At 72.9% G+C, this 22118-nt stretch carries 21 protein-coding genes; 4 read left to right on the forward strand and 17 right to left on the reverse strand.

Going from position 1 to position 22118, the window contains the following annotated elements; genetic code table 11:
- Positions 1–55: 55 nt before the first annotated feature.
- Both WJM95_RS10160 and WJM95_RS10165 read right to left on the reverse strand, forming a co-directional pair.
- Positions 56–409 carry a cytidine deaminase gene (locus WJM95_RS10160; RefSeq protein ID WP_339129265.1) on the reverse strand — a complete coding sequence of 118 codons (354 nt, stop codon included), beginning with the start codon at positions 407–409 and terminating at the stop codon, positions 56–58.
- 43 nt (positions 410–452) lie between these two features.
- A complete protein-coding gene (locus tag WJM95_RS10165) occupies positions 453–1274 on the reverse strand; it encodes a helix-turn-helix transcriptional regulator (RefSeq protein ID WP_339135456.1) in 822 nt (273 codons plus the stop codon).
- Positions 1275–1415: 141 nt separating this feature from the next.
- Between WJM95_RS10165 and WJM95_RS10170 the strand changes: the two genes are divergently transcribed.
- Positions 1416–2948 (forward strand): MFS transporter, encoded by a 1533-nt coding sequence (locus WJM95_RS10170; RefSeq protein WP_339129266.1) that lies wholly within the window; start codon positions 1416–1418, stop codon positions 2946–2948.
- Positions 2949–3034: 86 nt separating this feature from the next.
- Here the strand turns inward: WJM95_RS10170 and WJM95_RS10175 are convergent, their stop codons facing one another.
- The 5 genes from WJM95_RS10175 to WJM95_RS10195 form a co-directional block, all read right to left on the reverse strand.
- Positions 3035–3394 (reverse strand): MmcQ/YjbR family DNA-binding protein, encoded by a 360-nt coding sequence (locus tag WJM95_RS10175; RefSeq protein ID WP_339129267.1) that lies wholly within the window; start codon positions 3392–3394, stop codon positions 3035–3037.
- Positions 3391–4695 (reverse strand): hemolysin family protein, encoded by a 1305-nt coding sequence (locus WJM95_RS10180; RefSeq protein WP_339129268.1) that lies wholly within the window; start codon positions 4693–4695, stop codon positions 3391–3393. The genes WJM95_RS10175 and WJM95_RS10180 overlap by 4 nt, the downstream gene beginning before the upstream one ends.
- A complete protein-coding gene (gene ybeY / locus WJM95_RS10185) occupies positions 4692–5189 on the reverse strand; it encodes an rRNA maturation RNase YbeY (RefSeq protein WP_037618724.1) in 498 nt (165 codons plus the stop codon). Before ybeY ends, WJM95_RS10180 begins: the two co-directional genes overlap by 4 nt.
- Positions 5190–5201: 12 nt before the next feature.
- Complete coding sequence (locus tag WJM95_RS10190; protein ID WP_339129269.1) at positions 5202–6260, reverse strand: PhoH family protein; 1059 nt, start codon at positions 6258–6260, stop codon at positions 5202–5204.
- A 150-nt stretch (positions 6261–6410) separates the two neighbouring features.
- The gene (locus WJM95_RS10195; protein ID WP_339129270.1) at positions 6411–7514 is read right to left on the reverse strand and encodes a PfkB family carbohydrate kinase; all 1104 of its coding nucleotides are present in this window, start codon (positions 7512–7514) and stop codon (positions 6411–6413) included.
- Positions 7515–7924: 410 nt separating this feature from the next.
- On the opposite strand from WJM95_RS10195, the gene WJM95_RS10200 reads away from it, so the two are divergent.
- Entirely contained in the window at positions 7925–9211 is a 1287-nt protein-coding gene (locus WJM95_RS10200; protein WP_339129271.1) for an MFS transporter, read from the forward strand.
- 88 nt (positions 9212–9299) lie between these two features.
- Here the strand turns inward: WJM95_RS10200 and WJM95_RS10205 are convergent, their stop codons facing one another.
- From WJM95_RS10205 to hrcA, 10 genes are all read right to left on the reverse strand, one after another.
- Positions 9300–10292 (reverse strand): adenosine deaminase, encoded by a 993-nt coding sequence (locus WJM95_RS10205; RefSeq protein ID WP_339129272.1) that lies wholly within the window; start codon positions 10290–10292, stop codon positions 9300–9302.
- Positions 10293–10457: 165 nt separating this feature from the next.
- A complete protein-coding gene (locus WJM95_RS10210; RefSeq protein ID WP_339129273.1) occupies positions 10458–11363 on the reverse strand; it encodes a ribonuclease Z in 906 nt (301 codons plus the stop codon).
- 6 nt (positions 11364–11369) lie between these two features.
- On the reverse strand, positions 11370–11747 hold the full coding sequence (locus WJM95_RS10215) for a histidine triad nucleotide-binding protein (RefSeq protein WP_339129274.1): 378 nt from the start codon (positions 11745–11747) through the stop codon (positions 11370–11372).
- Positions 11748–11860: 113 nt separating this feature from the next.
- Positions 11861–15073, reverse strand: coding sequence for a S41 family peptidase (locus WJM95_RS10220; protein WP_339129275.1), 3213 nt, complete (start codon positions 15071–15073; stop codon positions 11861–11863).
- A 73-nt stretch (positions 15074–15146) separates the two neighbouring features.
- Positions 15147–15659, reverse strand: coding sequence for a hypothetical protein (locus WJM95_RS10225; RefSeq protein ID WP_339135458.1), 513 nt, complete (start codon positions 15657–15659; stop codon positions 15147–15149).
- Positions 15660–15792: 133 nt separating this feature from the next.
- The gene (locus WJM95_RS10230) at positions 15793–16185 is read right to left on the reverse strand and encodes a VOC family protein (RefSeq protein ID WP_339129276.1); all 393 of its coding nucleotides are present in this window, start codon (positions 16183–16185) and stop codon (positions 15793–15795) included.
- 49 nt (positions 16186–16234) lie between these two features.
- Complete coding sequence (locus WJM95_RS10235) at positions 16235–16984, reverse strand: 16S rRNA (uracil(1498)-N(3))-methyltransferase (RefSeq protein WP_339129277.1); 750 nt, start codon at positions 16982–16984, stop codon at positions 16235–16237.
- Positions 16981–18075 carry a nitronate monooxygenase gene (locus WJM95_RS10240; protein WP_339129278.1) on the reverse strand — a complete coding sequence of 365 codons (1095 nt, stop codon included), beginning with the start codon at positions 18073–18075 and terminating at the stop codon, positions 16981–16983. Before WJM95_RS10240 ends, WJM95_RS10235 begins: the two co-directional genes overlap by 4 nt.
- Positions 18076–18186: 111 nt before the next feature.
- The gene (gene dnaJ, locus WJM95_RS10245; RefSeq protein ID WP_339129279.1) at positions 18187–19323 is read right to left on the reverse strand and encodes a molecular chaperone DnaJ; all 1137 of its coding nucleotides are present in this window, start codon (positions 19321–19323) and stop codon (positions 18187–18189) included.
- Complete coding sequence (gene hrcA / locus WJM95_RS10250; RefSeq protein ID WP_328452618.1) at positions 19324–20340, reverse strand: heat-inducible transcriptional repressor HrcA; 1017 nt, start codon at positions 20338–20340, stop codon at positions 19324–19326.
- Positions 20341–20516: 176 nt separating this feature from the next.
- On the opposite strand from hrcA, the gene WJM95_RS10255 reads away from it, so the two are divergent.
- Entirely contained in the window at positions 20517–21242 is a 726-nt protein-coding gene (locus WJM95_RS10255) for an MBL fold metallo-hydrolase (RefSeq protein WP_339129280.1), read from the forward strand.
- 31 nt (positions 21243–21273) lie between these two features.
- Positions 21274–22080 (forward strand): DUF3097 domain-containing protein, encoded by an 807-nt coding sequence (locus WJM95_RS10260; RefSeq protein ID WP_339129281.1) that lies wholly within the window; start codon positions 21274–21276, stop codon positions 22078–22080.
- Positions 22081–22118 lie beyond the last annotated feature (38 nt).

Below are 22118 nucleotides of genomic sequence, written 5' to 3' on the forward strand. Positions count from 1 at the left end.
CCGGAGAAGTACGGCAGCGCCCCCGGGGACCGGTTCCCCCGGGGCGCTGCCGTGTTCAGCCGGCGGTGACGGTCGTGTGCACGGCGCCGTCGGGGCCGGCCAGCAGCACCGGTGTCCCGGGCCCGCCGAGATCGCGTACGGCCGCCCGGTCCGCGTCGGTGACGGCCGCGGCCTCGGACACCACGGCCGCCGCCTCCAGGGACTTCGCCCCGGACGCCACGGCCATCGCCACGGCCGTCCGCAGGGCACTCAGCCGCAGGGACTCCAGCTCCACGGTCCCGGCGACGTACGTACGCCCCGTCTCGTCGCGTACGGCCGCGCCCTCGGGCACACCGTTGCGGGCCCGCGCGGAACGGGCCAGGGTGACGATCTTGCGGTCCTCGGGGTCGAGCGCGCTGCTGTCGGTCATGACCAGAGCATACGAAGTGCAGGCGCCGTCCCCCGCCGAAGGGTCACCCGGCCACCGGGTACATCGACCCCCGGCGGCCCTCGGGCGAGGCGAGCCACTCCAGCTTCGCGGCCGTGTTCTCCTCCGGCAGCGGTGTGTGCAGCACGATCGTGAGGTCGGGCCGCACCGGCACCTTCATCGCGGTGGACTCCACGGCGAGCAGCCCCACCAGCGGATGATCGAGCTCCTTGCGGATCTGCCCGGCGTCCTCGATGTCCCTCCGCTCCCACAGCTCCGCGAACTCCGGGCTGGCCGCGGTCAGTTCGGCCAGCAGTTCACGGAATCCCTCGTCGTCAGGGGCCGCGGCGCACGAGGCGCGGAACTGGGCCACGACCGTACGGGCGTTGTGCTCCCACGTGCGTGAACGGCCCCGGTAGAGCGGGTCGGTGAAGAAGTCGACGACGCAGTTCTGGGTGTTCTCCGGCCGCATGCCGAGGACCACGGCGGCGGCGTCGTTGTACATGACGCAGTTGTAGTACGGGTCCATGATGTGCGCCGGATACGGCATCCACGTGTCGATCAGCCGCCGCAGCCCCTCGCACATGTCCCGGTGCCCGGGGGCGACTTCGGGCGCGGGCGGGTTCAGTCCGGCCAGGGTGTACAGATGGCGCCGCTCGGTGTTGCTGAGCCGCAGCACGCGGGCGACGGAGTCCAGGACCTGCGCCGACACGGAGATGTCCCGCCCCTGTTCCAGCCACTGGTACCAGGAGGCGCCCACGCCCGCGAGGACGGCGACCTCCTCGCGGCGCAGCCCGGGCGTCCGGCGCCGGGCGCCGCCGTCCGGGAGCCCGGCCTCGGCCGGCGACACCCGCGCCCTGCGGCTCATCAGGAACTCGCGGAGTTCCGGGCGTCGTTGGGTCTTCGGCGCGTCCTCCGTCACGTGTCTCCCCCTTCGGTGACTGGTGGTGCGGCCACCAGCATAAGTTCCGGCTCCCCACGGATATTCCGGCCGCCGCAGGCTCGTGCCATGACCACGAACGCGACCACCGAGTCCACCCTCCGAGGCCCCGGCGCCGGCACGCCGGGCGTCGATCCCTCCCCCACGAACGGCCCCCGGGCCGCGACCTCCGCCGGGTCACCCGCCCCGGGGAAGGGCGGCCGGCCCCAACGCCAGGACCGGCTGTCCGGGCGGGACGCGCTGGTGCTGTTCGTGCTGTGCGCCGCCCAGTTCATGGTCGCGCTGGACTTCTCGGTCCTGAACGTGGCGCTGCCCGTCCTCGGCCGCGGCCTCGGCATGAGCCCGTCCGCGCTCCAGTGGGCCGTCACCGCCTTCGCGCTGCCCTCGGGCGGCTTCCTGCTCCTGTTCGGCCGGATCGGCGACCTGTTCGGCCGCCGGGGTCTCTTCCTGGCCGGGCTGAGCCTGTTCGGGGCGGCCTCGCTGCTCGCGACCCTCGCCTGGGACCCGGCGTCGTTCCTGGCCGGACGGGCCCTGCAAGGGCTCGCCGCGGCGGCGATCGTGCCGACGGGCATGTCGCTGCTGACCACGACCTTCCCCGAGGGCCCGGCGCGTGACCGCGCGCTCGGCATCTCCGGCACGCTCCTGTCGCTCGGCTTCACGGTCGGCATGGTGGCGGGCGGTGTCCTGACCGACGCACTGGGCTGGCGCTCGACGATGGGCCTGCTGTCGCTGTTCGCGCTGGTCGTGCTGCCGCCGGCGCTCGGCCTGCTGCCCACGTCCGGCCCCCGGAACACGGGCGCCGCGGACCGCCCCCGCCTGGACGTCCCCGGCGCGGTCACCGTCACCGGCGGCCTGCTGTCCCTGATCTACGCGCTGTCGACGGCGGCCGAGCGCGGCTTCGGCGGCGCGGACGTCGTCACGGCCCTCGTCCTGGGTGTGCTGCTGCTCGGCGCCTTCGTCCGGATCGAATCCCGTGCCGCCGCCCCGCTCGTCAGCCTGAGGATGCTGCGCCGCCCCACGGTCGCGTGGGGCAACCTGGGCGGCCTGGTCACGTTCTCGATGATGTCGACGGTCGTCTTCGTGCTGACCCTGTACCTCCAGGAGACGCTCGGCCTCTCCGCCTTCGAGACGGGCCTGGTCTTCGGCGTGCAGGGAGTGCTGTCGGCCGTCGCCGGGATGTACGCGCCGAAGGTCATCGGCCGCTTCGGCGCCCGGCGCACGCTGGCCGGCTCGCTGGCGGGGCAGGGGGCGTTCGTGGCGGGGATGCTGCTGCTGGACGCGCACACCCGGTCCGTCTGGATCGCCACCGCCGGGGTGTCGCTGGCCAGCATGTTCCATCTGGGCGCGATCATCTCGTACGGCCTGACCGTGACCTCGGGCGTCCCCGACGAGGAGCAGGGGCTGGCCACCGGTCTGGTGACCTCCACCCAGCAGGTGGGCATCACCGTCGGCATCCCGCTCCTCGGCGTCCTCGCGACCACCTCCGGCGACCTGCTGAACGGCGTGCGCACGGTGCTGGCCCTGGACGCGGCGATCGTGCTCGCGGCGGCGGCGCTGGTCGCCGTGGGACTCGGGCGGCGGGGCGCGGCGGGCGCCCGCTGAGGGCAGCGCCGGACCGTCCCGGGTCGGGTCGGTCGGCCACGGGCCGGGATCGGTCGGCCACGGGTCAGGAGCGGTCGGCCCCGGCCTCAGGGGCGGTCGAGGCGCAGGCGCTCGGCACGTGGCAGACCGGCCACGACGAGATCGTAGGAATCCTCGACGAGCTCCCGGACCAGACGGTCCGGGAGCTCTCCGTCGACCGTCACCGTGTTCCAGTGCCGCTTGTTCATGTGATAGCCGGGGGCGATCAGCCCCGGGTGCTGCTCGCGCAGCCGGATCGCGTCCTGCGGGTCGCACTTCAGGTTGACCTTGAGCGGGCGTCCGTCCAGGTTCGTCAGCGCGAAGAGCTTGCCCAGCACCTTGAAGACCGAGGTCTCGGGGTTGAAGGGGAAGTCCTCGACGGCCGCGTTGAAGGACAGACAGAACGCGCGCAGCTGCTGCGGGGTCACTCCGGCTTCTCCTCCCGCGGGGAGCCGGCCGGGCCGACCGGCTCGACGAGGACCGTGACGATCTTGTTCCGGCGGCCGGCGGCGGCCTCCGCGGTGAGGCGCAGTTCGCGTCCGTCGGGCAGTTCGACCACCGAGGAGGCGCCGGCGATCGGGACCCGCCCCAGCGCCTTGGCCAGCAGTCCGCCGACGGTCTCCACGTCCTCGTCGTCGTAGGCCTCGAAGCCGTACAGCTCGCCGAGGTCGCCGATGTCGAGGCGGGCGGTCACCCGGAAGCGGTCGTCGCCGAGCTCCTGGACGGGGGGCAGCTCGCGGTCGTACTCGTCGGTGATCTCGCCGACGATCTCCTCGAGGATGTCCTCGATGGTGACGATGCCGGCCGTGCCGCCGTACTCGTCGATGACGACGGCGACGTGATTGCGCTCCTGCTGCATCTCGCGCAGCAGGTCGCCCGCGTTCTTGGTGTCGGGCACGAACGTGGCCGGGCGCATGGCCGTGGAGACCAGCTCGGACTCGGCCTCGCGGCTGATGTGCGTCTTGCGGGCCAGGTCCTTGAGGTAGACGATCCCGACGATGTCGTCCTCGTTCTCGCCGGTCACGGGTATGCGCGAGAAGCCCGAGCGCAGGGCCAGGGTGAGGGCCTGCCGGATGGTCTTGTAGCGCTCGATGACGACGAGGTCGGTGCGGGGCACCATGACCTCGCGCACGAGGGTGTCGCCGAGCTCGAAGACGGAGTGCACCATGCGGCGCTCCTCGTCCTCGATCAGCGACTCCTTCTCGGCGAGGTCGACCATCGCCCGCAGTTCCGCCTCGGAGGCGAACGGGCCGCGCCTGAATCCCTTGCCGGGGGTGAGCGCGTTGCCGATGAGGATGAGCAGCGGCGGGATCGGGCCCATGATCCGGGCCAGCGGCAGCAGCACGTACGCCGCCGCGGTGGCGGTGTTCAGCGGGTGCTGGCGGCCGATGGTGCGCGGCGAGACCCCGACCGCGACGTACGAGACGAGGACCATGACGGCGATCGCGACGGCGAGGGCCTGCCAGGTCTTGTCGAACTCCTTGAGGCAGGCGTAGACGACGAGCGCGGCGGCCGCCATCTCGCAGGCCACGCGGACCAGCAGCGCCACGTTCAGATAGCGCGTCGGGTCCGCGGTGACCTGGGCGAGCTTGGCGCTGCCGCGCCGGCCGCCGCGGACCGCCTCCTCGGCGCGGAAGCTGGAGACGCGCGCGAGGCCCGCCTCCGCGCACGCGGCGAGCCAGGCGACGACGACCAGAACGATGGCACCGATGACCAGCTGTGGACTCATGACACGGTCGGGGCCGGAGACGGACCCGTGATGCCCTTCTCCGCACGCCAGCCGTCCACGATGGCGGCCTGGAGGCCGAACATCTCGGCCTTCTCGTCGGCCTCCTCGTGGTCGTAGCCGAGCAGGTGCAGCACACCGTGGACGGTGAGCAGCTGGAGCTCCTCGTCCATGGAGTGCTCCGTCGGGGCGTCCTTGCCCTGGCGCTCGGCGACCTCGGGGCAGAGCACGATGTCGCCGAGCAGACCCTGCGGCGGCTCGTCGTCGTCCTTCGACGGCGGGCGCAGCTCGTCCATCGGGAAGGACATGACGTCCGTCGGGCCCGGCAGGTCCATCCACTGGATGTGGAGCTGCTCCATGGCGTCGGTGTCCACGACGATCACCGAGAGCTCGGAGAGCGGGTGGATGCGCATCCGTGCGAGCGCGTAGCGGGCGATGTCGAGGATCGCCTGCTCGTCGACCTCGGTTCCGGACTCGTTGTTGACGTCGATCGACATGGCTGTGCTGGTCTACTTCCCTTTGTGGCCCCGGCTCTTGTGGGAGCCGTTCTCGGTGCCGTTCTCGCTGTCGTACTTCTCGTACGCGTCGACGATACGGCCGACCAGCTTGTGCCGGACGACATCCTGGGACGTGAGCCGCGAGAAGTGGACGTCCTCGACACCCTCCAGGATGTCCTGGACCTGCCGCAGACCCGACTTCGTGCCGCTCGGGAGGTCGACCTGCGTCACGTCACCCGTGATGACGATCTTCGAGTCGAAGCCGAGCCGGGTGAGGAACATCTTCATCTGCTCGGGGCTCGTGTTCTGGGCCTCGTCCAGGATGATGAAGGCGTCGTTCAGGGTCCTGCCGCGCATGTACGCCAGCGGGGCCACCTCGATCGTCCCCGAGGCCATCAGCTTCGGGATCGAGTCCGGGTCGAGCATGTCGTGCAGCGCGTCGTACAGCGGGCGCAGATACGGGTCGATCTTCTCGTAGAGCGTGCCGGGCAGGAAGCCGAGACGCTCGCCGGCCTCGACCGCCGGGCGGGTCAGGATGATCCGGTTGACCTGCTTGGACTGGAGCGCCTGGACGGCCTTCGCCATGGCGAGGTACGTCTTGCCGGTGCCCGCGGGGCCGATGCCGAACACGATCGTGTGCTTGTCGATGGCGTCGACATAGCGCTTCTGGTTGAGGGTCTTGGGGCGGATCGTGCGGCCTCGCGAGGACAGGATGTTCTGCGTGAGCACCTCGGCCGGAGTCTCCTGGCCGTCGCCCTCCCCGTTCCCGCTCGCCCTGAGCATGGCGATCGAGCGTTCCACTGCGTCCTCCGTCATGGGCTGCCCCGTGCGGAGCACCAGCATCATCTCGTCGAACAGGCGCTGGACGAGCGCGACTTCACCGGCGTCGCCCACCGCGCTGATCTCGTTGCCCCGGACGTGGATGTCGGCCGCCGGGAAGGCCTTCTCGATCACGCGCAGCAAGGAGTCTCCGGAACCCAGAACGGTCACCATGGGGTGCTTGGCCGGGACGGTGAAGTGCGCGCGTGCCTGCCCCTGGACGGGGCCGTGAGCTGTGGGTGTCTGAGTCATGGGCCGGCTCTGTAGGCCTGCGTTACCTCCTAGGTCGGCACGCTTGCCACACGGGCAGCCTTGCGGTTCCCAGCGTACGTCGCGGCGCACACGGACCCGTAGGGCTTTTCCCGCGGTGACGAGGTCGTGACCTGAGGAGGCCCCGGACCCTCAGGCCGAGCGGCCGAAGCCGATCGTCGGGACCGCCCGGCGCAGCGGCCAGGGACGCGTGACCTCCGGGAGCAGGCCCTCCAGGAAGGCGTACCGGCTCAGGGCCGCCGGGTCCTGGTCGGCGACCGAGTGGACCCGGCGCCACCAGGCCGCGATCTCCGACCAGCCGGGCGCCGACAGCGATCCGCCGAACTCCTGGACGGAGAGCGCCGCGGTCAGCCCGGCGAAGGCGAGCCGGTCGGCCAGCGGCCAGCCGGCCAGGGTGCCGGTGACGAAACCGGCGACGAAGACGTCTCCCGCGCCGGTGGGGTCGAGCGCCTCGACGGCGATCGCGGGGACCTCGGCGCTCTCCCCGGTGCGTCCGTCCACGGCGTAGGCGCCGTCGGAGCCGAGGGTGACGACCGCCAGCGGCACGTGGCGGGCCAGCGCGTGCGCGGCCGCGCGGGGGCAGTCGGCGCCGGTGTAGCGCATGGCCTCCTCGGCGTTGGGCAGGAACGCCTCGCAGTGCGCCAGGTCGGCGAGGCCCGCCAGGTCCCAGCGCCCGGTGTCGTCCCAGCCGACGTCCGCGAAGATCCGGGTGCCCCGGCTCGCGGCCTGCTCGATCCAGGGCGCGCGGACTCCCGGGGTCAGCGAGGCGACGGCGGCGCGGGCGCGCGGCGGGCAGTCGGGCGCGGCCTCCTCGGGCGGCGGCTCGTGCCCATGGCTGACCATGGTCCGCTCGCCCTCGTACGCCATCGACACGGTGACCGGCGAGTGCCAGCCGGGCACGGTCCGCGACGGCGTCAGATCGATGCTCTCGCCCTGTTCCAGGGCGTCCCAGCAGTACTCGCCGTAGTGGTCGTCGCCGAAGGCGGCGGCCAGGGAGGTGCGCAGGCCGAGGCGGGCGAGGGCGGTCGCCATGTTCGCGACGCCGCCGGGGCTCGAACCCATGCCGCGTGCCCAGGACTCGGTGCCGCGCACGGGAGCGGAGTCGAGCCCGGTGAAGATGATGTCCAGGAAGACCGTGCCGGTCAGATAGACGTCCCAGGGCGGGTCGTCGGCCGTGCGCAGCCCGGCGAGCGGGTCGACATGGGCCTGGCGGAACGGTCCCTCGCCGTTGATCACGGTGCGCTCCCTGGGGTGGTCCGGATCTGGCCAGTGTGCACCACACCGGCCACGGGGACCGCTGATCACGCCGGGGCGTCCGCTGTCCGTGGGGCGGACGGACACGTACGGTCCCGCCACGACCCGTCCCCCGTCCGGAGCCCGCCGCGACCCGTTCACCTGCCCGGACACCCCACGACCTGCCACGGTGACGGCGCCGGCGCCGGCCCCGCCTCCCCGTCCGGCGGAGGAGAGGGAGCCACCGCTACCCCGGGTCCCCCACGGCAAACAAAGAGTGCCCCAGATCACACCGCCACGCCTTCTTCGCGGACCCCCCACCTTGATACAAATTGCCCGCGCGTTCCTGTCCTTCGACGGCCGCCCCTCCCCCCTCTCTTCTTGAGCCGCCCTCGCCTGCCCTGGGAACGCCCGTGTCCGCCCGCACCCCCACGCCCTGGCCCCTCGTCGCCCTCTTCACGGCCGGGTACCTCGCCGCGTATCTGCTCCCCACCACCGTCGGCCGCCTCGACGCGGGACTCCCGCTGTCGGCCACCCAGGCGGGAGCCGTCGGCAGTGTCCTGCTGCTGAGCTCGGCCTCGGCCGGCTTCCTGCTCGCCTCCCGCGTCGACCGTTTCGGCCCGCGCGCGCTGGCCCGCGCCGGGCTGCTCCTCGCCGCCGCCGGCTACGGCACCGCCGCGCTGTCGTCGGCCCTGCCCCTGGTGATCGGCGGCGCGATCGCGGGCGGCTTCGGCTCCGGCACGGCCACCACGGTCGCCGCGACCGGGATCGCCGGCCGGCCCGATCCCCACCGGGTCACCACCCTCGGCCTGTTCGGCGTCTCCGGACTCGCGGGCGCCCTGTACCTGACCATCCCCCATCTGGGCCCGGGGCACGGCTACCCGCTCGCCGCGATCGCCTGCACCGCGCTGCTCGCGCTGACCCTGACGGGACGGCTTCCCGCGCGCACCCCGGCCGCGCACGCCCCTCGCGCCGCCGCCCCGCTCCCGCACCGCCGCTCGGGTCTGCTGCTCGCCGGAGCCCTGCTCTTCTGGTCCCTGGCACAGAACTCCCTGTGGGGGGTGAGCGGCCGGATAGGTCTGACCCAGGCCGGGCTCTCCGAGGTCGAGGTCGGCGCGGTGTTCGCGGTGGCGCTCGGCGCAGGACTGCTCGGGACCCTCGGCGCGGGCGCCCTCGGCCCCCGGCTCGGCCGGGCGCTGCCGATCGGTCTGGGCACGGCCCTGATAGCCGGCTGCATCGCGCTGAGCGCGGCGGCCACCGATCTGACGTCCTTCGCTTCGGGCGAGATCGCCTGGAACGCGCTGTACCCGGTCGTGCTCTCGTACGTGCTCGGCCTCGCCGCGTCCATGGACCCGCGCGGCCGGTGGGCGGTCCTCGTCGGGTCCGCCTCCTCGCTCGGCACGGCGTGCGGCCCGCTCACCGGCAGCCTGCTCTCCGCGCGGGAGGGCTATCCGGCGATGGGGACCGTCCTGGCGGCGGGCCTGCTGCTGATCGGCGTCCCGATGACGCTCGTGGCCCTGCGCACACGGCCCGCCACCCGGATTCCCGTCGTGGAGATCGCCGTGCCGGAGATCCCTGTGCCGGAGATTCCCGTCGTCGGGATCCCGCTGGAGGGCGTGCCCGCGCAGCGGAAGGCGTACGGGACCGCGGGGCCCCGGCCCACGGCGGCCGCGCCGGCGCTCGGACCCGTGGGCGCCTGACTCCCGCGAGCGCCCGCCCGCCCATCGGAGGGGAGGGTGGGCGGGCGCTCGACGGGCTACGGGGCTACGGGGCTACGGGGCTACGGGGCTACGGGAACTCGTACGCCTCGACCTCGGCGATGTACCGCGCCCGCCGCTCCTCGTCGTGCTCCAGGAAGGACGCCTCGAACGAGTTGCGCGCCAGCTCCCGTAGCCGCTCCTCGCCGAGCCCGAGGGCCTCGCGCACCGCGCCGAAGTTGTCCCCGGCGTACCCGCCGAAGTAGGCCGGGTCGTCGGAGTTGACCGTGCACAGCAGACCGGCGTCCATCATGGCGGGCAGCGGGTGCTCCGCCAGGACGTCCACGGCGCGCAGCCGCACGTTCGACAGCGGGCACAGGGTCAGCGGGACCCGCTCGCGGACCAGCCGCTCGACGAGCTCGGGGTCCTCCATGCAGCGCAGCCCGTGGTCGACGCGCTCGACGCCGAGGATGTCCAGGGCCTCGGTGATGTACGCGGGCGGCCCCTCCTCCCCTGCGTGCGCGACGCGCCGCAGACCCAGCCCGGCGGCGGCCTCGTACACCGCGCGGAACTTGACGGGCGGGTGGCCGACCTCGGCGGAGTCCAGGCCGACGCCCGTGATCCGGTCGAGGTAGGGCTTCGCGGCCTCCAGGGTGTCCATGGCGGACTCGGCGGACTCGTCGCGCAGGAAGCACATGATCAGCTGGGTGGAGACGCCGTGGGTCTCCTCGCTGCGCCCGAGCGCCCGCCACAGCCCCTCGACGACGGTCCCCATCGGCACGCCCCGGGCGATGTGCGCCTGCGGGTCGAAGAAGATCTCCGCGTGCCGTACGCCCTGCGCCGCGGCGCGGGCGAGATAGGCGTCGGCAAGATCGGCGAAGTCCGCTTCGGTCCGCAAGACGGCCATGAGTTCGTAGTACAGGTTCAGGAAGGTCTGGAGGTCGTCGAAGAGGTACGCCTTGCGCAGGTCCTCGGTGTCCGCGTACGGCAGGGTGACGCCGTTGCGCGCCGCGAGGGCGAAGGCCAGCTCGGGTTCGAGGGTGCCTTCGATGTGGAGGTGCAGTTCAGCCTTGGGGAGGGACATCGAAGCATCGTACGGTTCCTCCCCCGACGTACCGAAAACGGCACCTTCCCGGCACCGGACGTCCCAGGCGTCGGGCGCCGGCACCGGACATGCCCGGCGTCGGGCGTCCCTGGTAACCGGACCCGGAACCGGCACCGGGCGTCACGGCCCCCGTCCGCCGTGTCCTCAGTGCCGCTTCGGGACCGGCACCCTCACCAGGTCCTGCGCCACCGTCAGTTCCCCGTCGAACCCCGCCGCGCGGGCCTCGCGCTCGAACTCCCCGGCGTCGGGGTAGCGCTGGCTGAAGTGGGTGAGCACGAGGTGCCGCACCCCCGCCTCCTTGGCCACCCGGCCGGCCTGGCCGGCCGTCAGATGGCCGTGGTCGGCCGCCAGCTTGTGGTCGCCGTCGAGGAACGTCGACTCGATGACCAGCAGGTCGCAGCCCTCGGCGAGCGCGTCCACGCCCTCGCACAGCCGGGTGTCCATGACGAACGCGAACTTCTGTCCCGGCCGGACCTCGCTGACGTCGTCCAGCGTGACGCCCCGCAGGGAGCCGTCCCGTTGCAGCACCCCGACGTCGGGCCCCTTGATGCCGTGCCGGGCGAGCAGCTCCGGCAGCATCCGCCGGCCGTCCGGCTCGACCAGCCGGTAGCCGAAGGACTCGACGGGGTGCGAGAGCCTGCGGGCCTCCAGGGTGTAGGCGGGGGTCGTCGCGAGGACGCCGTCGTCCGCGACCGGCGCCTCGGTCAGCGGCACGGTCTCGCGGTAGGCGGTGGCGTACCGCAGCCGCTCGAAGAAGTGCGCCCCGGAGAGCGGGTAGTGCGCGGTCACCTCGTGCGGTACGCGGTCGAGGTTGATGCGCTGGATCACCCCGCCGAGTCCGAGCGCGTGGTCGCCGTGGAAGTGGGTGACGCAGATGCGGTTCAGGTCGTGCGCGGCGACCCCGGCGCGCAGCATCTGGCGCTGGGTGCCCTCTCCGGGGTCGAAGAGGAGACCCTCGCCGTCCCAGCGCAGCAGATAGCCGTTGTGGTTGCGGTGCCGGGTCGGAACCTGGCTGGCGGTGCCGAGGACCACCAGTTCACGTGCGGACAAGGCCGGCTATCCCGGCGGCCACTGCATGCCGCGTCCGCCCAGGAGATGGGCGTGCGCGTGGAACACGGTCTGGCCGGCGCCGCTGCCCGTGTTGAACACGACGCGGTAGCTCTCCAGCTTCTCCTCGGCCGCGACCTCGCCGGCCTCGCGCAGGACGTCCGCCGCGACGGCGGGCTCGGCGGCGGCCAGGGACGCGGCGTCGGGGTAGTGCAGCTTGGGAATGATCAGGATGTGCGTGGGTGCCTGCGGGTTGATGTCGCGGAACGCCACGGTCGTGTCGCTCTCGCGCACCAGCGTCGCCGGGATCTGCCCCGCCACGATCTTGCAGAACAGGCAGTCGTCCTGCGGTTCCCCGCCCGCGTCCCGCCCCGGCTCCTGCGCCATGCGTGTGCCTCCTCACGCCAGCCGATCATCTGCCGCTCCGCATGCTAGCCGCCCGGCGGGCCGGACGGCTCGTGCGCGGCTCGCGCCACCGCCGTCCGCCCGCCGGGACACGGTCACAACGGCGGCAGCGCGGGGGCGGTCTTCGCCGGGTTCTCCTCCAGCGCGGCCAGCGCGATCCTGATCGCCTCGTCGAGCTGGGTGTCACGCCCGGCCGCGTGGTCCTGCGGCGCCTGGACGACCTCGACGTCGGGATCCACGCCGTGGTTCTCCACGTTCCACTCGTAACCCTCCATCCAGAAGGCGTACTTGGGCTGGGTGACGCTGGTGCCGTCGACGAGGCGGTAGCGGCTGTCGATGCCGATGACACCGCCCCAGGTGCGGGTGCCGACCACGGGTCCGATGCCGAGCGCCTTGATCGCCGCGTTGACGATGTCGCCGTCGGAACCGGAGAACTCGTTGGCGACGGCGACGACGGGACCGCGCGGGGCGTCCTCCGGGTAGCTGTAGGCGCGCAGTCCGCGGGGCAGGTCCCAGCCGACGATCCGCCGGGCGAGCTTCTCCACGACGAGCTGCGATGTGTGGCCGCCCCGGTTCTCGCGGACGTCCACGACCAGGCCCTCCCTGGCCACCTCGACCCGCAGGTCGCGGTGGAGCTGCGCCCACCCGGCGCCGACCATGTCGGGCACGTGCAGATAGCCGAGGCGCCCGCCGGACCGCTCGTGGACGTGGGCACGCCGGTCGGCGACCCACGCGTGGTAGCGCAGCGGCTCCTCGTCGGCGAGCGGTACGACGACCGCGTGGCGCGGATCGCCGCCGCCGGAGGGCGAGATCGTCAGCTCGACCGGACTGCCCGCCGTGCCGACGAGCAGCGGCGCGGGTCCGGCCACCGGGTCCACGGGCCTGCCGCCGACCGCGACGATCGCGTCCCCGGCGCGCACCGCGACGCCGGGCGCGGCGAGCGGGGCCCGCGCGTCGGGGTCGGAGGTCTCCGAGGGGAGGACCCGGTCGATGCGCCAACTGCCGTCCTCGTGACGGGAGATGTCCGCGCCGAGGAGTCCCTGCGCCCGGTCGCCGCCGCCCCGGCCGCCGCGCGGGGTGACGTACGCGTGCGAGGTGCCGAGTTCGCCCTGCACCTCCCACAGCAGGTCGACCAGGTCGTCGTGGGTGGCGACCCGGTCCAGGACCGGCCGGTAGCGGTCGAGGACGCCGTCCCAGTCGACGCCGCCGAGGTCCGGCCGCCAGAAGTTGTCCCGCATGAGGCGGCCCGTCTCGTCGTACATCTGGCGCCACTCGGCGGCCGGGTCGACGCTCTGGCGCACCCGCGAGAGGTCGACGGTGATGTTCGTGTCGCTCTCGTCGTCGTTCGAGGCGCGCCGGTCGCTGGGGACGACCTTGAGCTTTCCGTCGGTCCACAGCAGGACCCGCTTGCCGTCGCCGGTGACGGTGAAGTGGTCGGCGTCGGTGGCGAGATGCTCGATGCGCTGCTGGGCGAGGTCGTAGCGTTCCAGTTCGGTCTTCGGGTCCGGGTCGTCCGGGGTGGCGCGGGAGGAGCCGAGGACGCCGCGCAACGGGTGGCGCAGCCACAGCAGTCCGTCCTTGGCGGCGCGCAGCGTGGAGTAGCGGGCGGCCTCGACGGGGAACGGCACGATCCGGTCGGCGAGTCCGTCCAGGTCGATACGGGTGCTGGGGGCGCCCTCGCTGTCGGGCGTCTCGTCCTTGTCGGGGGCCTCGAAGGGTCTGCCGTGCCGCTGCGGTCCGAAGGGGGACGGGGTCGTGGCGGCCAGGGTGATCAGATACGGCCGGGATCCGCCGACGAAGGCCAGGTCGAAGACGTGCTCGTCGTAGACGGGGTCGAAGGCGCGGGCCGACAGGAACGCGAGGTGCTTGCCGTCGAGGGTGAAGGCGGGTGCGTAGTCCCGGAAGCGCAGCGGGGTCGCCTCGGTGACCGACAGGTCGGTGGTGTTGGCGAGCTTGAGGTGGCGCAGCGGGCGGGGGCCGGGGTGGGACCAGGCGAGCCAGGCCGAGTCGGGCGAGAAGACGAGTCCGGTGACCTCGCCGTCCTCGCTGCGGTCGACCTCGCGGACCTCGCCGCTCTCGCGCTCGACGAGCAGCACGCGCCCGTCGTGCGAGGCGACGGCGACGCGGCTTCCGTCGGGTGCCACGGCGAGGCCGAGGACGCGGCCGAGCGCGCCGGCGGCGAGCCGTCGCGGGGTGGCTCCGGGGGCGACTCCGGTGGCGGGGGCGAATTCGAGGGCGTCGTCGCCCTCGGCGTCGGTCACCCACACCACGTGTTCCTCGCCCTCGGCGCGGAAGGTGCGGGGCAGCCGGGCGCGGACGCCCGGTTCCGCGGCGAGGGCGCGGGTGGGTCCCGAGCGGTGGGTGACCCAGTGGACGGCTCCGCGCACGGAGACCGCGCTGCCGCGTCCGGTGTGGTCGGGGGCGGCTGCGGAGAACCAGCGCGCGGCGCTCACGGGGTAGGGCTGCTGGTCGACGCGCTGGCCGCCGAGCCGGATGCCGGGGCGGCGCGGCTCGGCGCCGTCGAGGTCGTCCAGGAGCCACAGTTCACCGGCGGACGTGTACACCACGCGGGTGCCGTCGGTGGCCGCGTGTCGGGCGTAGAAGCCTCCCAGCGGGGTGTGGCGGCGCAGGTCGGAGCCGTCGGCGAGGGAGGAGTACAGGGCGCCGACGCCTTCGTGGTCCGAGAGGAAGGCGATCCGTTCGCCGACCCAGAGGGGGTGTTCGAGGTTGCCGTCGATGTCCTCGTGCAGCCGGACGAACTCGCCGTCGCCGTCCCGGTCGATCCACAGCTTGCCCGCCGTGCCGCCCCGGTAGCGCTTCCACCAGGCGGCCTCGCGTCCCATCGGGGCGGACAGCAGGACGACGCCGCCCTCTCCGGTGGCGACGTCGCCGACGGGCCCGTACGGCAGGGTCGTCGCGGGACCGCCGTCGAGCGGAACGGCGCGGGCCCAGGTGCGGCGCAGGCTGGCCTGGCCGTGGGTGCTCAGGGCGAGCACCTGGCCGTCGGCGGTCCAGCCGCGTACCTGGGTCTTGACGCTGCCCCAGTACGTCAGCCGTTTCGCGGGCCCGCCGTCCAGGGAGGCGGCGTGGACCTCAGGGGCTCCGTCACGCGTCGACGTCCAGGCGACGGTGGTGCCGTCCGGGGAGATGCGCGGATGGCTGACCGGTACGTTGTCGGCGCTGACCCGCCAGGCGCGGCCGCCGCCGTCGAGCGGCGCGGCCCAGATGTCGTCCTCGGCCGTGAAGACGGCCAACTCGCCGTGCAGATGCGGAAACCGGATGTACGCGGAGGCTGCGGACTCAGTCACCCGGTCACCCTATGCAGCGCACGCGCGGCCCGACAGGGGTTTGGATCCCTTGATCCGTGTACGACCCGGCAGGTCACTTGCCCTGCGAGGGCCAGCAGGTGGGATCGCCCTTGCACCACATCGTCTTCGTCACCGTGACGGTGACGGTGGGGTTGGGCCCGCCGTACGTGGGGTGGTAGGTGACCGGCGCGGTGGGTCCCGTGGTGCAGTCGCCGAGGCCCTTCACCCGGAAGACCTGCCGGCCGCCGACGGTGGCGCGCAGATCCCCGCGTACACAGGCGCCGTTGACGGCACGGGTGACCCTGCCCTTGACGACGATGGCGCGGCCGTCGCCCGTCTTTCCCCGGCAGTCGACGGTGGCCACGGTGTTCTCGCCCGGCGAGGACGCCTTTCCCGACGCGGACGCCCCGCCCACGTTGCCCACGCGGGCCGTGCAGGTGAGCCAACTCACGTCCACGTGCTGCCGTTTGAGTTCCTTGGTCGCCGTCTGGTCGGTCGTGTAGGCGACGGTCGCCGTGCTGAGTCCGTCCACGGGCCGGCACCCGGTCACCGCGAACACTCCGGCCGCGCCCAGTCCGAGGGCCATCACGGCCCGCCCGCGCCTCGTCCGGCGCCTGGAATACCTCGAAGCCCCCATGGACGGCAGCGTGCCACCGCACGGCGGAGCGCGGTAGACCGCATGCGGCCATCGGGGGCACAACCACCCGAAGGAGTTGCCGTCAGCCGAGCATCAGCAGCCATTCCTGGAGTTCCACCAGGTTGCCCTCGGGGTCCTTGAGATGGGCGACCCGCATGCGGTCCGTCATCGGTGCCGGGCCGTGCAGCAGGGTGGCGCCGCGCGAGACGACCTGTTCGCAGTAGACGTCCAGGTCGTCCACCCGCAGCACGACCAGCGACCGGTGCCCGGTCACGGTGTCGCCGAGCTCTCCGAGGATCTCGGTCATCATGGCGCGGTCCTGGAGGGCGATGCCCGCCGATCCGATGACGGGACTGAACTTCTCGTACGGGCCCTCGGCCGCGCCCGACTGGGGCTTGAGGCCGAGGACTTCGGAGTAGAAGCGGTAGCAGGCGGCGAAGTCGGAGACGAGCAGTCGTACCTGAGCGAGTTCCATGGATTCCCCGGTGGAGTGCGGTCGGTGGGGCCGGTCCCGAGGGCGGCGGTCAGGACCAGCGGCCGGTGCGGGCCAGCAGCAGGGCCGTGGCCACCGTCCCGGCCGTCGAGGTGCGCAGCACGGTGCGCCCCAGGTGGAAGGTCCGCGCGCCGGCCTCGGTGAAGAGCGCGACCTCCTCGGCGGAGATCCCGCCCTCGGGCCCGACCACGAGGACGATCTCCCCGGATGCGGGCAGCGCGGCGGTCGCGAAGGGCTCGGTGCCCAGGGCGGTGTCCTCGTGGAGCACGGCGGCCAGGTCGGCTTTGGCGAGAAGTGCGGCAACCTGCTTGGTCGTCATCGCGTCCGCGACCTCGGGGAAGCGAGCCCGGCGGGACTGCTTGCCGGCCTCCCGGGCGGTGGCCCGCCACTTGGCGAGCGCCTTCAGGCCCCGCTCGCCCTTCCACTGCGTGATGCAGCGGGAGGCGGCCCAGGGGACGATCGCGTCGACGCCGGTCTCGGTCATGGTCTCGACGGCCAGCTCGCCCCGGTCGCCCTTGGGCAGCGCCTGTACGACCGTGATGCGCGGCTCCTCGGCCGCCTCCTCGGTGACCGCGCCCATCCGTACGATCAGCCGGTCCTTGCCCTCGGTGGCGAGGACCACGCAGTCCGCCCGGCGCCCGGCCCCGTCGGTGAGCACCACGTCCTCGCCGCTGTGCAGCCGTTTCACGGAGACGGCGTGCCGCCCCTCGCTTCCGTCGAGGACATGACGTCCCTCGCCGTCCGTGTCGAAGTGCTCGACCAGGAACACCGGTGCCGTCATCGGGGCGCACCCTCTTCCGGGATCTCGGCGGCGGCCGACAACGCTGTCTCGGCGGCCGTGATTTCTGCGTTCAGTAGCTCCACCAGCTGCCCGGCGGGCAGGTCACGCGCCATGCGGTGGCCCTGCCCCGCCCACAGTGCCATGCCCTGGGCGTCGCCCGCCTTCGCGGCCGCCTTGCGCAGCGGCAGCGTCAGATGGTGGATCTCGGGGTAGGCGGCCGGGGCGTACGGGCCGTGCTCGCGCATGAAGCGGTTGGCCAGCGCGCGTGCCGGACGTCCGGTGAAGGCGCGGGTCAGCTCCGTGCGTACGTACAGGGGGTCGGTCAGCGCCTGCTTGTGCACGGCGCTCGCCCCGGACTCGGGGGTGGCGAGGAAGGCCGTGCCGAGCTGGGCCGCGTTCGCGCCCGCGGCGAGGACGGCAGCGATCTGGCTGCCGCGCATGAGACCGCCCGCCGCGACGACCGGGATGCCCACGGTCTCGCGGGTCCGCGCGACCAGGGTGAGCAGGCCGACGCCCGTGCCGTCCGTCTCCGGGTTGTCCCGGTGGGTGCCCTGGTGCCCGCCGGCCTCGATGCCCTGCACGATCACCGCGTCGGCGCCGGCCCGCTGCACGGCCAGGGCCTCCTCGGCGGTGGTGGCGGTGACCAGGGTGAGGGTGCCGGCGCGGCGCAGCGACTCCAGCACCTCCGGCTTGGGGACACCGAAGTGGAAGGAGACGGCCGCCACCGGGTTGTCGAGGAGGACGGCGAGTTTGGCGTCGTAGCCGTCGTCGCGGCCGCTGTCCGGATCACCGAGTTCGGTCTCGTACCAGGCGGCCTCGCCTGCCAGCTGGTGGGCGTACACCTCGACCGAGGCCGCGTCCGCGTGCTCGGGCTGCGGGAGGAAGAGGTTGACGCCGAAGGGACGGCCGGTCAGCCCGCGCAGCTGCTTGATCTCCTGGTACATGCCGTCGGCGGTCTTGTACCCGGCGGCGAGGAAGCCCAGCCCGCCGGCCTCGGACACGGCGGCCGCGAGCTGCGGGACGGAGACGCCGCCCGCCATGGGGGCCTGCACGATCGGGTGAGGGAAGAGATCGGTCAGCGCGGTGGACATGACGGCATGTTGTCACGTCCCCCGGGCAAGTCCGAATCCGGTCGTGCGTCCGGATTCCGGTCCTCGGAGCGAAGGGCGCGGGGGGGTTTCCCGCCCCGCGCCCCGCGTTCGTCACCGGCCGTTGAAGGCGTCCTTCAGACGGGAGAAGAGCCCCTGCTGGCCGGGCTGGAACTGGCCCGTGGGCCGCTCCTCGCCGCGCATCTGCGCCAGCTCGCGCAGCACCCGCTCCTGCTCGGGGTCGAGCTTGGTCGGCGTCATGACCTCGACGTGCACGATGAGGTCGCCGCGGCCGCCGCCCCGCAGATGCGTGACGCCCCGGCCGTGCAGCGGGATCGACTGGCCGGACTGCGTGCCCGGACGGATGTCGACCTCCTCCATGCCGTCGAGGGTCTCCAGCGGCACCTTGGTGCCGAGGGCCGCCGCCGTCATGGGGATGGTGACCGTGCAGTGCAGGTCGTCGCCGCGCCGCTGGAAGGTCGAGTGCGGCAGCTCGTGGATCTCGACGTACAGGTCGCCTGCGGGGCCGCCGCCGGGGCCGACCTCGCCCTCGCCCGCGAGCTGGATGCGGGTGCCGTTGTCCACACCGGCCGGGATCTTGACCGTGAGGGTGCGGCGGGAGCGGACCCGGCCGTCGCCCGCGCACTCGTGGCACGGGGTCGGGACGACGGTGCCGAAGCCCTGGCACTGCGGACACGGCCGCGAGGTCATGACCTGGCCGAGGAAGGACCTCGTCACCTGGGACACCTCGCCGCGGCCGCGGCACATGTCACAGGTCTGCGCCGCGGTGCCGGGGGCCGCGCCCTCGCCGTTGCAGGTGCCGCAGACGACGGCCGTGTCGACCTGGATGTCCTTCGTGGTGCCGAAGGCCGCCTCGTCGAGCTCGATCTCCAGCCGGATCATGGCGTCCTGGCCGCGGCGGGTGCGCGAGCGCGGTCCGCGCTGCGACGCCGTGCCGAAGAAGGCGTCCATGATGTCGGAGAAGTTCCCGAAGCCGCCCTGGCCGAAGCCGCCGGCGCCACCGCCGCCCTGCTGGGACAGCGGGTCGCCGCCGAGGTCGTAGACCTGCTTCTTCTGCGGGTCCGACAACACCTCGTACGCGGCGTTGATCTCTTTGAACCGCTCCTGCGTCTTCGGATCGGGATTGACGTCCGGGTGCAGCTCGCGAGCGAGCCTCCGGAACGCCTTCTTGATCTCGTCCTGGGACGCGTCGCGGCGCACGCCGAGTACGGCGTAGTAGTCCGTGGCCACTTACGACTCCGCCAGGATCTGTCCGACGTACCGTGCCACCGCTCGTACCGCTCCCATCGTTCCCGGGTAATCCATGCGGGTCGGGCCGACCACGCCGAGTTTGGCTACTGCCTCGCCGCCCGAACCGTAGCCGACGGAGACCACGGACGTGGAGTTGAGTCCCTCGTAAGCGTTCTCGTGCCCGATTCGCACGGTCATGCTCGAATCCCCGGCCTCTCCAAGCAACTTGAGGAGCACGACCTGCTCCTCCAGCGCTTCGAGCACCGGCCGGATGGTGAGAGGGAAGTCATGTCCGAAGCGCGTGAGATTGGCGGTACCGCCGATCATCAGCCGCTCCTCGGTCTCCTCGACGAGTGTCTCCAGCAGAGTGGAGAGCACCGTCGAGACCGTACCCCGGTCCTCCGCCTCGAAGGCGTCCGGGAGGTCCTGGACGAGCTGCGGGACGTCCGCGAAGGGGCGTCCCGCGACCCGGCTGTTGAGCCGGGCCCGCAGGTCCGCCAGCGAGGTCTCGCCGAACGGCGCCGGGCAGTTGATCATGCGCTGCTCGACCCGGCCGGTGTCCGTGATCAGCACGAGCATCACCCGCGCGGGGGCCATGGAGAGCAGCTCCACGTGCCGCACGGTCGAGCGGGTCAGCGAGGGGTACTGCACGACGGCGACCTGCCGGGTGAGCTGCGCGAGCAGCCGCACCGTCCGTCCGACGACGTCGTCCAGGTCGACCGCGCCGTCCAGGAAGTTCTGGATGGCACGGCGCTCGGGCGCGGTCATCGGCTTGACGCCGGCGAGCTTGTCGACGAACAGGCGGTAGCCCTTGTCGGTGGGGATGCGCCCGGCGCTGGTGTGCGGCTGGGCGATGTACCCCTCGTCCTCCAGGACCGCCATGTCGTTGCGGACGGTCGCGGGCGAGACGCCGAGGCGGTGCCGCTCGGTGAGCGCCTTGGAGCCGACCGGCTCCTCGGTGCCCACGTAGTCCTGGACGATGGCGCGCAGCACCTCGAGCCTGCGTTCGCTGAGCATCGCGCACCTCCAGAAGTCGACTCGGTGGTCTTCGTGGCCTTCGTGGCTTTCGCCTGGCACTCAGCGCACGCGAGTGCCAACGTTCCCCGGCCCAGTGTACGGCGGTCGGGCACGACCCGGGCAAGGGCGGGCCTGCGATGTCGTGCACGGCGCCCCGTCACCGTTAGCGTCGCCGCATGAGGCTGACTTGGGAAGAGCTCGGGTGGGAAAGGGTGGCGCCCGGGGTCGGGCGGCGGCGTCTTCCGGACTGGGACTGCACGGCCGGGCTCGTCGTCGGCGCGGGGGCGGCGCTGATGATCGACGCCGGGTCGAGCCTCGCGGAGGGCGCCCGGCTGCGCGCCGAGGCGCGGGCCCTCAGCGGCGCGCGTGTGACGCATGTCGCGCTCACCCACCCTCATTTCGACCATGTCTTCGGCGCGGCCGCCTTCGCCGGCGTGGAGATCTTCGCCGCCGACGGCTCGCCCGAGGTGTACGGACGCGGCCGCGAGGAGCTGTGCGCGGACGCGGTGCGCAACGGTCTCGACCCGCGGGCGGCTCAGGAGGCCGCCGACACCCTCGTACGCCCGCGGCGGCTCGTCCGGGGCACCTGGGATCTGGACCTCGGAGGCGGCGTCGAGGTCCGGCTGGTGCGCACGGGTGAGGGCCACACCGGCCACGACCTCGTGGTCGTCGTGCCGGGCGACCCCGCGGTGGTGTTCTGCGGCGACCTGGTCGAGGAGTCGGGAGAGCCGCAGGCGGGCCCCGACGCCGTACCCTCGCGCTGGCCGGCGGCGCTCGACCGGCTGCTCGCGCTGGGCGGCGAGGACGCGCTGTACGTCCCCGGGCACGGGGCGGTGGTGGACGCGGCGTTCGTACGGACCCAACGGGACGCCCTGGCCCGGCGTTTCGGCGTGTCGCTGTGAGCCCCGGCGGGCTTCTCCTATCGTCATCCGAATGCGCCAGTACTCTCCGGACCTGACCCCGCCCTGGAAGAAGCCCCGGTCCGTGCCCGAGGTCCCGGCGGACCCGGGACTGGTCGTCGAGGAGCCCGGCACCGGCTTCTGCGGCGCGGTGATCCGCTGCGAGGCGGGCACGGTGACCCTGGAGGACCGCTTCGGCAAGCACCGGGTGTTCCCGCTGGAGCCGCGCGGCTTCCTGCTGGAGGGCAAGGTCGTGACCCTGGTCCGGCCCGCCGCGGCGGCACCGGTCCGCCCCAGCCGCACGGCGTCCGGATCGGTGGCGGTGCCCGGCGCCCGCGCCCGGGTGGCGCGCGCCGGGCGCATCTATGTCGAGGGGCGCCACGACGCCGAACTGGTCGAGCGGGTCTGGGGCGACGACCTGCGCGTCGAGGGGGTCGTCGTGGAGTACCTGGAGGGTGTCGACGACCTCCCGGCGGTGGTCGACGCGTTCGCCCCGGGCCCGGACGCCCGGCTCGGCGTCCTCGTGGACCACCTGGTCCCGGGTTCGAAGGAGTCCCGGATCGCGGAGGCGGTCACGAGCGAGCACGCCCTGGTGCTCGGCCACCCGTACATCGACGTGTGGGAGGCCGTGAAGCCGTCCTCGGTCGGCATCGCGTCCTGGCCCCGGGTCCCGCGCGGCCAGGACTGGAAGACGGGTGTGTGCCGGGCCCTGGGCTGGCCGGACAACACCGGCGCGGCCTGGCAGCGCATCCTGTCCGGGGTCCGCTCCTACAAGGACCTGGAACCCGCCCTCCTGGGCCGTGTGGAGGAACTGATCGACTTCGTCACCGCCCCGGAGTGACCGGGCGCTGCTTCGGTGCCGCGCCCGGCCCGGGCGGT

Source organism: Streptomyces sp. f51 (assembly GCF_037940415.1).
Classification (GTDB): domain Bacteria; phylum Actinomycetota; class Actinomycetes; order Streptomycetales; family Streptomycetaceae; genus Streptomyces.

What these genes read in the sequence shown, in the direction of transcription:
- WJM95_RS10190 (WP_339129269.1), bottom strand. Translation starts at nt 6,260, where the DNA reads ATGACTCAGACACCCACAGCTCACGGCCCCGTCCAGGGGCAGGCACGC.
- WJM95_RS10215 (WP_339129274.1), bottom strand. Translation starts at nt 11,747, where the DNA reads ATGGCGCAGGAGCCGGGGCGGGACGCGGGCGGGGAACCGCAGGACGAC.
- WJM95_RS10170 (WP_339129266.1), top strand. Translation starts at nt 1,416, where the DNA reads ATGACCACGAACGCGACCACCGAGTCCACCCTCCGAGGCCCCGGCGCC.
- WJM95_RS10240 (WP_339129278.1), bottom strand. Translation starts at nt 18,075, where the DNA reads ATGTCCACCGCGCTGACCGATCTCTTCCCTCACCCGATCGTGCAGGCC.
- WJM95_RS10160 (WP_339129265.1), bottom strand. Translation starts at nt 409, where the DNA reads ATGACCGACAGCAGCGCGCTCGACCCCGAGGACCGCAAGATCGTCACC.
- WJM95_RS10260 (WP_339129281.1), top strand. Translation starts at nt 21,274, where the DNA reads ATGCGCCAGTACTCTCCGGACCTGACCCCGCCCTGGAAGAAGCCCCGG.
- WJM95_RS10225 (WP_339135458.1), bottom strand. Translation starts at nt 15,659, where the DNA reads ATGGCCCTCGGACTGGGCGCGGCCGGAGTGTTCGCGGTGACCGGGTGC.
- WJM95_RS10235 (WP_339129277.1), bottom strand. Translation starts at nt 16,984, where the DNA reads ATGACGGCACCGGTGTTCCTGGTCGAGCACTTCGACACGGACGGCGAG.
- ybeY (WP_037618724.1), bottom strand. Translation starts at nt 5,189, where the DNA reads ATGTCGATCGACGTCAACAACGAGTCCGGAACCGAGGTCGACGAGCAG.
- WJM95_RS10205 (WP_339129272.1), bottom strand. Translation starts at nt 10,292, where the DNA reads ATGTCCCTCCCCAAGGCTGAACTGCACCTCCACATCGAAGGCACCCTC.
- WJM95_RS10165 (WP_339135456.1), bottom strand. Translation starts at nt 1,274, where the DNA reads ATGAGCCGCAGGGCGCGGGTGTCGCCGGCCGAGGCCGGGCTCCCGGAC.
- WJM95_RS10230 (WP_339129276.1), bottom strand. Translation starts at nt 16,185, where the DNA reads ATGGAACTCGCTCAGGTACGACTGCTCGTCTCCGACTTCGCCGCCTGC.
- WJM95_RS10180 (WP_339129268.1), bottom strand. Translation starts at nt 4,695, where the DNA reads ATGAGTCCACAGCTGGTCATCGGTGCCATCGTTCTGGTCGTCGTCGCC.
- hrcA (WP_328452618.1), bottom strand. Translation starts at nt 20,340, where the DNA reads ATGCTCAGCGAACGCAGGCTCGAGGTGCTGCGCGCCATCGTCCAGGAC.
- WJM95_RS10255 (WP_339129280.1), top strand. Translation starts at nt 20,517, where the DNA reads ATGAGGCTGACTTGGGAAGAGCTCGGGTGGGAAAGGGTGGCGCCCGGG.